This window comes from Neobacillus sp. DZ-9 (assembly GCF_059587065.1).
Genome location: NZ_JCAIOL010000012.1, coordinates 42,385 through 55,665, shown reverse-complemented (window position 1 = coordinate 55,665; position 13,281 = coordinate 42,385). Strand labels below are relative to the sequence as shown.

At 40.1% G+C, this 13,281-nt stretch carries 11 protein-coding genes; 10 read left to right on the top strand and 1 reads right to left on the bottom strand.

Features of this window, described 5'->3' with window-relative positions:
* Positions 1-286: 286 nt before the first annotated feature.
* From AC59HZ_RS25940 to AC59HZ_RS25915, 6 genes are all read left to right on the top strand, one after another.
* Entirely contained in the window at positions 287-676 is a 390-nt protein-coding gene (locus AC59HZ_RS25940) for a GntR family transcriptional regulator (RefSeq protein ID WP_496548650.1), read from the top strand.
* On the top strand, positions 669-1,571 hold the full coding sequence (locus tag AC59HZ_RS25935; RefSeq protein WP_496548649.1) for an ABC transporter ATP-binding protein: 903 nt from the start codon (positions 669-671) through the stop codon (positions 1,569-1,571). Before AC59HZ_RS25940 ends, AC59HZ_RS25935 begins: the two co-directional genes overlap by 8 nt.
* The gene (locus AC59HZ_RS25930; protein ID WP_496548648.1) at positions 1,546-3,510 is read left to right on the top strand and encodes a multidrug ABC transporter permease; all 1,965 of its coding nucleotides are present in this window, start codon (positions 1,546-1,548) and stop codon (positions 3,508-3,510) included. Before AC59HZ_RS25935 ends, AC59HZ_RS25930 begins: the two co-directional genes overlap by 26 nt.
* Positions 3,511-3,522: 12 nt before the next feature.
* Positions 3,523-4,044: an RNA polymerase sigma factor gene (locus tag AC59HZ_RS25925; protein ID WP_496548647.1), complete on the top strand. Its 522-nt coding sequence runs from the start codon at positions 3,523-3,525 to the stop codon at positions 4,042-4,044.
* Positions 4,045-4,197: 153 nt separating this feature from the next.
* The gene (locus tag AC59HZ_RS25920; protein WP_496548646.1) at positions 4,198-5,823 is read left to right on the top strand and encodes an ATP-binding protein; all 1,626 of its coding nucleotides are present in this window, start codon (positions 4,198-4,200) and stop codon (positions 5,821-5,823) included.
* A gap of 59 nt (positions 5,824-5,882) precedes the next feature.
* On the top strand, positions 5,883-6,626 hold the full coding sequence (locus AC59HZ_RS25915; RefSeq protein ID WP_496548645.1) for an NRDE family protein: 744 nt from the start codon (positions 5,883-5,885) through the stop codon (positions 6,624-6,626).
* A 409-nt stretch (positions 6,627-7,035) separates the two neighbouring features.
* Here AC59HZ_RS25915 and AC59HZ_RS25910 read toward each other — a convergent pair whose 3' ends face one another.
* A complete protein-coding gene (locus tag AC59HZ_RS25910; protein ID WP_496548644.1) occupies positions 7,036-7,278 on the bottom strand; it encodes a hypothetical protein in 243 nt (80 codons plus the stop codon).
* A 302-nt stretch (positions 7,279-7,580) separates the two neighbouring features.
* Here AC59HZ_RS25910 and AC59HZ_RS25905 point away from each other — a divergent pair, with 302 nt between their 5' ends.
* From AC59HZ_RS25905 to AC59HZ_RS25890, 4 genes are all read left to right on the top strand, one after another.
* Positions 7,581-9,767 (top strand): alpha-galactosidase, encoded by a 2,187-nt coding sequence (locus tag AC59HZ_RS25905; protein ID WP_496548643.1) that lies wholly within the window; start codon positions 7,581-7,583, stop codon positions 9,765-9,767.
* A 111-nt stretch (positions 9,768-9,878) separates the two neighbouring features.
* On the top strand, positions 9,879-10,754 hold the full coding sequence (locus AC59HZ_RS25900; RefSeq protein ID WP_496548642.1) for a GNAT family N-acetyltransferase: 876 nt from the start codon (positions 9,879-9,881) through the stop codon (positions 10,752-10,754).
* A gap of 37 nt (positions 10,755-10,791) precedes the next feature.
* Positions 10,792-11,604: a VOC family protein gene (locus AC59HZ_RS25895; protein ID WP_496548641.1), complete on the top strand. Its 813-nt coding sequence runs from the start codon at positions 10,792-10,794 to the stop codon at positions 11,602-11,604.
* Between the two features lie 375 nt (positions 11,605-11,979).
* On the top strand, positions 11,980-13,155 hold the full coding sequence (locus tag AC59HZ_RS25890; RefSeq protein WP_496548640.1) for an ABC transporter substrate-binding protein: 1,176 nt from the start codon (positions 11,980-11,982) through the stop codon (positions 13,153-13,155).
* The last annotated feature ends 126 nt before the right edge of the window (positions 13,156-13,281 follow it).

Here is a 13,281-nt window from a genome sequence, read left to right as displayed (position 1 = left end):
GAATTGCATCTCGCCCCTGTTTTAGGTCACGTAGAACCTCTCTACGTGACTGAAATTCCATCTCGCCCCTGTTTTGGGTCACATAGAACCTCTCTATGTGACTGAATCTCCCCTGAAAACCTGTTTTAAGTCACATAGAATCCCTTTAAGCGGTCATTCGTTTAATTCCAGTCCTCAAAATTAAAAAATCACAATAAAAAACCCTTTCCTTTTGGAAAGAGATGGAATATAATCAAACTGTATTACGAATGATAGTACACTTAGTACAGATTGGGGGCCTCCCGGTATGTTTGAACTGGACATGAGGAGCCGAAAACCTATTTATGAACAGTTGGTGGATAAAATGAAGGAGCTAATTATGAATGAGGTAATCAAGCCAGATGAGCAGCTGCCTTCAGTAAGAACATTAGCAACAGAGCTCACGATAAACCCAAATACGATTCAAAAGGCTTACAGAGAACTCGAGACCCAAGGTTTTATTTACTCCGTAAAAGGAAAAGGCAGCTTCGTCAATCCAAACAATCAAATAAAGGACTTAGAGAAAATAGAGACAGTAAAAAAAGAATTTGAAAAACTTGTCGTCGAAGCCTTATATCTTGGAATCCCGGCAAGTCAGCTTATCAAATTAATCGAAGAGCTAGACGCATCAAAAGGGGGAGGGGAAAGCAATGATTGAAATGAGAGAGGTTAGCAAGAAATTTGACCGTTTTACCGCGCTGGAAAAGGTCAATTTATCCATCCAAAAAGGCTCGATTTATGGTCTTATCGGGTCAAATGGAGCCGGCAAGACAACATTAATTAAGCTTCTTGCAGGGATATACAGTCAGGATCACGGCGAAGTAACCATTAATAATGAACAAGTCTATGAAAATACCGGCATAAAGCAAAAGGTCTTTTACATACCAGATCAGCCTTATTTTTTCTCGCAATATACACCAAAACAAATGGCCCGTTTTTATAAAAGCTGCTACCCAGGCTGGGAAGAAGACCGTTTTCAGAGACTTGCTGAGTTATTTGAAGTGAACCTGAACAAAAAAATCCACACCTTTTCAAAAGGCTGGCAAAGACAAATTGCTTTCATTCTTGCCCTTTCCGCCAATCCGGAGATACTGATTTTAGATGAGCCACTCGACGGACTTGATCCCGTCGTCCGAAAAAAGGTCAAGAACCTATTAATTCATGATGTGGCAGAAAGAGAAATGACAATTCTAATATCATCACATAATCTTCGCGAGATAGAAGACATATGCGACTATATCGGAATTATCCATAACGGGACACTGCTTATAGAAAAAGAACTCGATGACCTGAAAGCTGATATTCATAAAATACAGGTGGCCTATAAAGACGGTACTCCTCCAGACAAGCTGCTTCTAAATCTTAATCCGCTTCATACAGAGAAGCGAGGAAGCGTCTACCTTTTCATTGTCAGAGGCGATGAAGCAGCCATCACAAAACATATTCGTCAGACGAACCCTGTCATTTTTGACTTGCTGCCTCTCACTCTTGAGGAGATCTTTATTTACGAAATGGGGGATATCGGCTATGCCATCAAAAATGTCATGGTGTAATAAAGAATTACTGCTGCAAATTGGACGAAGTACAGGCTGGATTTCCGTTGTTTACTTCCTTGGCTTGTTCTTTATGCTGCCCATTCAAATATTAATGAATTATTCCGATGAGACAGATAGGGTTTACCAAGATACAGACAATCTCTTTCGCTATAATTTTGAATTTCAAATTATAATAATTGCGGTAGTGCCAATCATCCTGGCCGTGTTCTTGCTTCGTTTTTTGCATGCAAAACAGGCAGCTGACCTTATGCATAGCCTCCCGCTAAAAAGAAACAGGATTTTTCATCATTATGCTCTGACAGGGATGCTATTTTTAATCATACCTGTAGCCGCCATCACTTTTATAATCCTTATTATGCATAACACCCTAGACCTAAGCAGCCTGTTTCGTGTAAAGGATATTTTTTACTGGGCTGGCACGACAACTGTAATTACCCTGCTTTTGTACACAGCAGCTGTGTTTATCGCGATGTTGACCGGAATGTCGACCGTTCAGGCAGTCTTAGCGTATGTGTTTCTCTTTTTTCCAGTAGGGATAACGTTATTGATGTTTTATAACTTGAAAATATTACTCTATGGATTTCCCAGCGACTATTTCTTTAGTCGGCAGTTCGAAAAATTGTCCCCGATTACATATGCGGCTGTCCTTGACAGCAAAAGGTTTTCTTTGAACGATGGGGTGCTTTACACCATCTTGATAATCGTCCTGTATGGGCTCGCGCTGCTTCTGTATAAAAAAAGAAACCTAGAAACAGCCTCAGAAGCGATTGCTTTTCCAAAATTACGTTCGGTTTTTAAATATGGGGTTACGTTTTGCATGATGCTGCTTGGGGGTTCGTACTTTCATGAAGTTTCCTTTAACAGTAATAGCTGGACCATCTTTGGTTATGCCATTGGGGCTGTGCTTGGCTATTTAGCAGCTGAAATGATCTTGCAAAAAACTTGGAGAGTTTTCACTCGTGTAAAAGGATTAATCATCTATTTAGCACTTATTGCCGTCCTCGGGATAGGTGTTCAAATTCTTGGAATCTATGAAAATAAAATACCAGAAGAGGCTGAAATTAAAAACGTCATTCTAACTGATAATGTCGGTTATTATATGGGCAATGATGATATTTACTCAGAGTACTATTCGCCGCTGCCAATGAAGGAAAAAGCCAACATCGAGGCAGTGCGGAAGCTTCACAAGCAGATTTTTGCAGATAAAAAAATCAATCAGCAAAGGCAAAACGATCGAACAGTAAATTTCTTTATTCGCTATGAATTGAAAGATGGCAGTTATTTAACTAGGGAATATACCGTAAATGAGCGGCTTTATGAAGACTTTTTCAAACCCGTTTACGAATCAAAGGAATATAAGCTGACAACTAAAGAGGTTTTTAAACTAAAGGAAAATAAAATTAAGAAGCTCACTATTGGCGGAAGAGGACCTATTACAAAAGGTGTAACCATATCGAATCCAGACGAAATTAAAGAAGCGATTGCGGCATTAAGACAAGATGAACTGGCGGAATCCTATGAAGACAGTCATTATTTCGAAGGGCAAGGTTCGATGATCGAAGTGTACCTTGGCAGTGACCACTTTCTAAACTTTGAAATAAAGCCTACTTATCAACACTTTACAGAATGGCTGAAACAAAAGGAATTGTTAAAAGGAACGATGGTAACAGCTGATGATATCACTCATATCCTTGTTGCCAAAAGGGATTCGTCCAAAACGGTCGACATTGAAAACATAAAAAATGAAGTGGAAAAAAGCGCCGATAAAGTCGATGTAACGAATAAGGAACAAATCCAAGAAATGTTAGATAATGCAAGCCAGGACTCGGCTCATGGATACGCGGCCGTCTTTTATTATCATTTTGGCGATTATTTTGAGGTCATGTTTTTTGATGAAAAGCATGCTCCGGACTTTATTAAAGAACATTTTAAATAGGGGGGCAGCAGTTTGAACTCCATTGATTTTAATCAACTGTATGCTATGTACGCGAAGCGCCTGCACGGTCTTGCCTTTAAATATACAAAAGACTGGCTTTGGGCGGAAGATATCGTACAGGAATCATTTATAAAAGCATATAAAAAAATAGATACAATAGAAGATGCTGGAAAATTAGGTGCTTGGCTGTCTGCCATCACTGCCAGGACGGCCATCGACTTTCTAAGGTCAGAAAAAAGAAACCAACGGATACCTGTTGACATCACTGATATAGAACTTATGATGGGACATGATAATAACAGGATAAACACGGAGCAAGCAGTTGACATCCGCCTTTTCCAAGAAGACTTAGGTCGTTCCATGGAGCACCTATCTAAAGAATTCCAAGAGGTGCTTATTCTAAAAGTGACCTATGGATTAAAGGAAAATGAAATTGCCAGTCTGCTCGATTTGAAGGCTGCAACCGTGAAGACTCGGCTTTACCGGGCAAGAAAACAACTAAAACAGGTCTTTGCAGTGAGGGAATCTGCATAAGGAAATAGGGGCATATCCAAAGAAGGATAGTGCCCCTTTTCTGCTTTTAGAAGTTACCAGATAAAAGCAGTTAAATAATATGGAAATAGTTATATCACTAGTTTATCATTAAAGAAAATACGATGAATTCAACGAAGTATGGGTGGGAGTCTGTTGATTCTATTTGACTACATTAGTAATCTCTCAATTTTTTCACTATTGGTAAGCGCTCCATTAGTGATCCAGTCATTCTTTAAAGATAAGCTGATCAAGCCGGTACGCCTTTGGGGCGGTTTATATGCCGGATTGGTAGCAATTATTCTAGTTATGTTATCGTTTCAACATCAAGGATATTCATATGATATACGATATGCATCGGTTATTTTAACCTTTGCCTACCTGGGCCCGGTGGCAGGAGCACTTGCAGGGACTTGTGCACTGGCGGCTAGGCTTTTTTCCAGCGGCCATTGGTCACCTGCCATTAGTGGTTGGCTATTCATTTTGATTGTTTTTTTCATTGTACATTTCTTGTTTAAACATTTAACACCAGTGAAAAAATGTATTATCCTATTTGGTTCATATGTGGCCATATATGTCATTACGGTCCCATTCATTTTTAATGTATTTAGGGATAAACCATCTTTTCATATTACTTATATGTTGTTTGTAATGCTGGGAGTTATCCTTGGAGGACTATTAATCGAGTCCTATATGAAGCTGTATAGAATCATCTCAGGGAAAAAGCAAATGGAGATGACGCTTGCGACGAGTGAATCCAAATATCGGCTGATTGCTGAGAACACATCAGACTTAATTATGGTGATGAACCAAGATCATAGCATTAGTTATTTTTCGCCTTCCCATGTGTCAGTTTTAGGCTACCAGAGTACTGAACTGGAAAAAGTTGAATTATGTAAGTTTATCCACCCGGATGATGTCTGTCTCTTTAAAACCGCTGTAAATAGGATGTTTGAAAATAAAGAGTCACACTCGATGGAATTCCGTCTCAGGCATAGAGGAGGAAATTGGATCGAATTTGAGTCTCGTTGTATGCCAGTGGAGGGTGCAAGACAAACCATTGAGCATATTGTTATCATTAGCCGGGATATCTCTGAACGAAAAAAATCGGAAGAAATTCTCCTGCAGTCTGAAAAATTATCAATTGTTGGAGAGTTAGCGGCCGGAGTGGCCCATGAAATCAGAAATCCTCTTACAACAATAAAAGGGTTTGTGCAGCTTTATAAAAGCGGGATTCAGACCTTTGATTTTAATGAATTGTTATTGAGTGAACTAGAACGGATTGAATCGATTACTACTGAGCTGTTATCATTAGGAAAACCGCAAGCGGTCCAGCTTAACCGGATAAATGTACGGGATTTAATTGAAAATACCCTTGAGCTGATGGCTCCTGAGGCTTTAATGTACGACATTCAATTTCAGCTGAAGTCCGAAGAATCCTCCTATTTTATTACCGGTGAGAAAAATCAATTAAAGCAGGTGTTTCTAAACATACTTAAAAACGCAATGGAAGCCATGAAAAATGGCGGCGATATTCATATCAGCCTTTCAAAGGGTGCAGAAGGTGATTGCGTTATTTCCGTTCAGGACCAGGGATGCGGGATTCCTGAAGAACTGCTTCCAAAATTAGGTGAACCATTTTATAGCCTAAAAGAAAAAGGAACGGGCCTCGGCGTCATGATCTGCCACAAAATCATCAAACAGCACAACGGCACCATTACCTACACCAGCAAAGAAAATGAGGGAACCCTGGTTGAAATCAAACTGCCGCTGGCAAAATAAGCCGATTTAATTTCTTTATAAAATTGATATAAGGGCTGTGGTTGTTAATGTGTTTAATTTTGTTTGCCTATAATGTTCATCCGGAATATAAGTTGGTTGTGGCGGCAAATCGAGATGAGTTTTATAAGCGGCCAACTGCACCGGCTCATTTTTGGGAGGATAGCCCGGAAATTCTTGCCGGAAGGGATTTAGAAAAGATGGGAACGTGGATGGGAGTGACTAGCCTTGGACGTTTTGCCGCATTGACCAATTATCGCAACCCCAAAGAAGTTACGGAGGGAAAACGCTCACGCGGAGAATTGGTGGCAGATGCTCTCAAATACGATGGAAACTTAGAGAACTATATGGCAAAGCTTGCGGAAAACAATGCGCAGTATCCGGGCTATAACTTACTAGCAGGAAATGCTGATGAACTCTATTATTATTCAAATATTGGGCATGAGCTGCAAAAGCTAGAGCCTGGTATTTATGGTGTCAGTAATCATTTATTAAATACTGAATGGCCAAAAGTAAAGATTGGTAAGGATGGTTTATCAAAAATTATCGGTGGAAGGCAGGAGGATATGGTTGAAAATCTTTTTACGCTTCTCCAATATTCCGAAGCAGCTCAAGATGAACTACTACCAAACACAGGTGTTCCATTAGAGCTTGAAAGAATGCTCTCTCCCTTGTTTATCAAAAGCGAGCACTATGGAACTCGAAGCTCTACGATTATGTTAATGTCAGATAGAGAAATACAGTATGTTGAGCGGGTATTCACAAATGGTCAGGTCAATGACCAACACTATACAATTGAACTTTGAAAAACTAATCAAACGTTTGATTAACTAGGTTTGAACCCTTGGTACACAAGGGTTTTTTGTATGCAGAAAAACTAATTAAACGTTTGATTAAATTTCTAGGTTGTTAGAAATGGTTTTTCATTTACTGTGCGAACACTTTTTTCTCGTTTGGGTAAATGAACAGGTCTTTCATTGCCCGAGAGAGCGATAATCTTCGGTTTTGGGTAAATGAACCAGATTCTTCTGTTATTCAATGTTTGTTTTTAGCTAAACAAACATTCGATTAAATGGACATGGATCCTTGTGACACAAGAGTTAGCGGCATTGCTTCAAAAACTAATCAAACGTTTGATTAAACGGACTTGAGTCCTTGTCCAACATGGGTAAGTAACGCTGCATCAAAACTAATCAAACGTTTGATTACATTTTTTTAATGAGATATATGTCCAAAAAATCCTAATGCATATTTAATGCCTTCTTCCACTTCGTTCGTCTCATATCCCTGTAAATCCTCATGCGTAATTTCCAGCTTTGTTCCAGTTAGCGAATAACCGCTGTCTAAGTTAATATCAAGCAGTACTTCATATCCCATTGCCGTTTGTGTAATCTCAATAATGTCATAATCGCGCACGGCAGTTCCTGTTTCATATTCCACTGGCTCTAGCTCTGACATAAAAACACCTCCAATTTCATTTCGAACATAGCATATACAAAAAGCAGGTAACATAAACAGATAATATTACATTGTTTTAAATATAGGCTCTGTTAAACGATAGTTTTGTTTTTTATCCTCTGTTCATTGGAGCGGAAGGCGCTCGACTCCTGCGGGAGTACGGGGCTGGGGAGACCCCACAGGCGCAAAGCGCCGAGGAGGCTCCCCGGCACGCCCGCGGAAAGCGAGCGTCTGGAGCGGAAATCAACAGCCAAATATAACAGAGCCTAAATATAAATAAACAATAGGAGGGAAAGAGCCGATTGCCAATCACTTGGAATGAAAAGGAAGGAATCTTCCATTTATACAATAACAAGATAAGCTATCTAATTCAGATTGTTCATGGAAAATATCCGGCCCATTTATATTGGGGAAAGCGGGTTCATGCGCTGCAGCTATCTTCCATCCTCCAATTTAAAGGCAGGGCATTTTCGCCAACAACAGAACCAGAAAACCCTGCATTTTCACTCGATACTCTGCCACAGGAATATCCAGCGTCTGGTAACGGAGATTTCAGGACACCAGCTTACCAGCTCCATACATCAGATGGGTCTACTGTTACGGAATTTGTCTATGATTCACATGAGATCATTCAAGGAAGACCCAATCTAAAGGGACTTCCCCAAGCATATATCGAAGATAAGTCTGAGGCGGAAACGCTAATTATCACCATGGTAGATTCCATCCTAGGAATTGGGATGAATCTCCATTATACGATTTACCGAGAACTTGATGTAATTACAAGATCGGTTTCGTTTGAACACCTTGGCACCCAGAAAGTTGAAATTCTGAAATGTATGAGCACGTCTGTCGATTTCCACCAATCTAATTGGGACTGGCTTCATCTATATGGAACATGGGGACGCGAGCGTCATATCGAGCGAAAGTCATTAAACCATGGGATTCAATCCATTTCCTCCTCAAGAGGGGCGAGCAGCCACCAGCATAACCCTTTTGTTGCCTTACTTTCCAAAAACGCGAACGAGGAGCATGGGGAAGTCTATGGTTTCAGCCTTGTTTACAGCGGGAATTTCCAAGCCTCGATTGAAGTAGACCCTTTTCAAACTACAAGGCTCTCGATCGGAATTAACCCCTTTAATTTTCAGTGGCGATTAATCCCAGGAGATATCTTTCAAACACCAGAGGCATTAATGGTTTACTCATCAGAGGGTCTAGGCGGAATGTCAAGAACGTATCATAAATTATTGCGCACAAGAGTATGCCGCGGCGTGTACCGTGATAAAACACGCCCGATTCTCATCAACAACTGGGAAGCCACTTATTTTCAATTTAACGAAAAAAAGTTAAAGGAAATTGTTGATGCAGGAAAAGAGCTTGGCATTGAACTGTTTGTTCTCGATGACGGCTGGTTTGGGCATCGTGACAATGATAAGACTTCTCTCGGCGATTGGCATGTTTATCAGAAAAAACTGCCCAATGGTCTAGCTGGACTTGCTGAATATGTTACAAAAAAGGGAATGAAATTCGGTCTATGGGTAGAGCCGGAGATGATTTCCCCAGACAGTGATTTATATCGGAAACACCCCGATTGGTGTCTTCATGTACCCGGACGGAACCGGACACTTTCAAGAAATCAACTAGTCTTAGATTTAAGCAGAGCAGATGTATGCGATTATATCACTGAAACACTCACCAACATCTTCACCAGCACCCGTATTTCCTATGTAAAATGGGACATGAACCGCAATATGACCGAAGTGGGATCGGCTGCACTTCCACCCGAGAGGCAGATGGAAACAGCCCACCGCTATATGCTTGGGCTGTATCGGATACTGGAAACATTGACAACGAGATTCCCTCATATTTTGTTTGAAAGCTGCTCCGGCGGCGGCGGCCGCTTTGATCCAGGCATGCTCTATTACATGCCTCAAACCTGGACGAGTGATAATACCGATGCAGTTGCAAGGTTAAAAATCCAATATGGAACTAGCATCGTCTACCCAGCGATTACAATGGGGGCCCATGTTTCCGATGTCCCGAACCACCAGGTAGGAAGAGTAACTCCATTAACAATGAGATGCCATGTGGCCATGGCCGCCAATTTTGGTTTTGAATTAAATATAGATAAGCTTAGCAGCCCTGATAAAAAGGTAGTTACCGAGCAAATCAAACTATACCATCAAATCAAAGATCTCGTTTGCTTTGGCGACCTGTTCAGACTGTTAAGTCCATTTGAAGGAATGGATACAGCATGGATGTACGTGGCACCAAATAAGGAAGAGGCGGTTGTTTTTTACTACAAAACACTGGCAGAACCGAACCCGCCCTTTATCCGTCTTAAACTGTCCGGACTTCATCCGTCGATGAAGTACAGAATAGACGAAGGATTGAACGAATACTATGGTGATGAGCTAATGAAAATAGGTATCAGACTTCCGCTGATCAAAAATGATTATACTACCTTCATATTTCATCTTAAAGGTGCCTAATCGAATGGAGCGTGGATTCACGCTCTATTTTTATTCGCAATATTCAGTACTTTTGATAAAATTAATTTGATAAAATGGGGATGGCGTAACGATAAAAGGGGTGAGGGGCAAATGAAAATAGAAGCCTTGAAAAGTGCTAGAGTTAAGGATTTCGTTGAATATTGCAAGAAGTATAGAAAAGAAGTCGATGATTCCTTTTTATATGACGAGCATTTAAAAAGATTTGAGCCGGATTCCGAAAATCCTACATACATTGTGACCGATCAAAATGGGGAGATCAGAGCCGCAGCTTCGTTGATCATGGATGAGTACAATCGAAGAGGCAAAAGGGCTCGCTTCCGTATTTTTCATTCAGAAATCAATGATCGAAAACTCTACTATCAGCTGCTAGGATCACTTATAAAACATACTGGCGGATTAGAAAAGGTGTTTATTTTTATCCCATTGGCAAATAAGCCATTAGCGGAGATGATGGAGAAGCAGAATTTTAAAGTGGAACGATATGCCTTTTTGCTGGTTCGAGAGGACATGGACATACCTGAAGTTCGTTTGCCAGAAGATTATTTTATTCGAAACTTTATACCAAATAAAGATGAAGAAATTTGGTGTGAAGTACGAAATGCCGGTTTCGCAACACTTAAAGGAAATGAAACACCTGTCACGCCAGAAATGGTGGCAAAGATGGCTTCAAGCAGTGATTACCTTGAAGGCGGAATGATCCTCCTATTTCATAAAGAAAAACCTGTTGGTGTCGTTAGGGGAGCGGCAGACGAATACGAGGATGCCCCAATTATGAATATCGGCCCGCTGGCTATTTTGCCGGAATACCAAGGCAAGGGCTTGGGAAGACAGTTATTAAGGGCATCTCTTCAATTTGCTAAAGAAAACTCCTATAAAAGAACCATCCTTTCCGTCAACGGAGAAAATGAGCGGGCACAGGCCTTATATATTCAGGAAGGCTTTAAACAGGTTGAAGGTGTAACCTGATATCAATTTGAATTAGAAAAATAAAGAGGGTGCAGCAATGAAATTTTCTTTTGATCATCTAGTTTGGTTTTCTAAGAAGCCAGAGGAAGCCACTCCTATCCTTAAACAAATGGGAATTCACGCAGCGAATGGCGGTCGGCATGAAAAATGGGGGACCTATAATACGCTTAGCTACTTTGGCTTAAGCTATATCGAGTTTTTAGGGATTGAAAATGAATCGATTGCTGAAAAGCATGATGAAAACCGGTTGATAACCCATATCGTCGAACAACTGCCAAAAGCAAGCGGGGAGGGCCCTGCTAGAATTGCTATTCGGACCGATAGCATTGAAAAATTGGCAATAAAGCTAAAAGCGGATGGGTTTACGGTTTATGGTCCAATCCCAGGAGAAAGAGCTCGAGCAGATGGTGAAATCATTAAATGGTCACTGTTGTTCCCGGAAATCACCGGCAATGAGCTTGCACTTCCTTTTTTTATTCAATGGGAAAAGTCTGATGAACAGAGAATGTCAGAATTAGAAAAGCAAGGTTTAATAGGAAATCATAGCCTGGGACAGCCAAGATTTGCGGATGTCGGTTTTGCCGTACGGGATTTGGAACAAACGATGAAAACATGGGGTCGGATGTTGAATCTTCAGCCTGGTGCAGAGTTTATTGACCAAGAATTAAAGGCCAGATGCAGAAAAATCGAATTGTCTGGAACAAATCTGTTGTTCTGTACGCCTATCGATGAAGGTTGTGTAGAAAAGGTGTTAATAGAAAAGGGGGAAACACCATATATGGTAAACCTCCTTGAAACGAATCAAAGTCGCTTTTTTAAAAAGCTGGATGGATACTGGAATTTCCAATAATTTAAATTCGGAAACCCGCTGAGTCTGAGTCAGCGGGTTTTCCACTTTTTGCAATAATAAAAACGTTTCTGTTAGCAGATATGTAAGATAATGAAACTATTATTTTAGAAATAGGCTTAGTGTTATTTTTTCAAATAGAAATCCCTGATTAGTATAATTTCTATATAGCCTTTCCAAATGAAAACGCTACCAAAATTACAGATAAATCAATAATTTCAGAAATATTTAAATAAATAAAATAATATACTAGACGAAAATAAAAACATGTACTAGAATACTATTTAAATAGATTGACTAAACAAAAACATTTATAAAATGATATGGTACCATTCCACGATTTGTTTTGTCAGAAAAATCAGATAGGGGGAGTCACACATGATGAAGAAAAAGTGGGCAAAGACGTTTATGGCCTCAGCATTATTGGCCGGTGTATTAGCAGGATGTTCCGCTCCAAAGGAAAATGCAGCGGGGGGAAATACAATTAAAGTAGGTGTAAACTTAGAGCTTTCAGGTGGCGTCGCTTCTTACGGGGAGTCACTGAAAAAAGGAATAGATATTGCTGTTGCTGAGATCAACAAAAAAGGCGGAGTAGATGGCAAAAAGCTTGATCTTGTAGAGGTGGATAATAAGTCAGAAGCAGCTGAAGCAACAAACGGCGCAGTTAAACTAACAAGCCAAGACAAAGTAACAGCAATCATTGGAGCAGCAACAAGCGGTGACACAGTGGCGCAGGCGCAAATCGCCAATGATACAAAAACAGTTTTATTAAGTCCTTCTGGTACAAGTCCAAATGTAACGGTCACAGATAAAGGGAAATTAAACGATTATGTTTTCCGCACTTCTTTCATTGATCCATTCCAAGGAACAGTAGCAGCTAATTTTGCGGCGAAAGAATTAAAGGTGAAAAATGTAGCTATTTTTGCTGACAGTGCCAGTGACTATGCTAAAGGTTTAGCAGCATCCTTCAAAGAAACATTTGAAAAAGAAGGCGGTAAGATTGTAGCGGAAGAAGCTTATGTTGCGAAGGATACAGACTTCCGTGCGACACTAACTCGTATCAAATCTAAAAATCCGGAGTTCGTCTTTATTCCAGGATATTATGAAGAAGTGGGCTTAATCATTAAGCAGGCTCGTGAACTTGGTCTTAACGTTCCGTTAATGGGTGCAGATGGCTGGGATTCTCCAAAGCTAGTAGAATTAGCTGGTGCTGATTCATTAAATAACACATTCATCACGAACCACTATTCTTCTGAAGACCCAGATAAGAAGATTCAAGATTTCGTTTCTACCTTCAAAGAAAAGTACAATGGCGAAGCACCAAATGCGTTCAATGCTCTGGGCTATGATACTGTTTATCTATTAGCAGATGCCATTAAGCGTGCAGGAAGCACAGATACAGCTAAGATCAAAGATGCTTTAGCACAAACAAAAGACTTATCTCTAGTTACCGGTGTTGTAACAATCGATAAAAATCATAACCCAGTAAAATCAGCAACCGTTTTAGAATATAAAGACGGCAAACAAGTATTTAACACAAAAGTTAATCCTTAAAGAAGCGTGAAAAGTGAAATGGAAGGGTTCGTCCTTCTGTTTCACTTTTTCTATTTCTCCTTTTTTTTCCGCAATAATATTTTCACTCTATTTTTAATGTTTTTGATATTATTAGGTTTAAAGAAA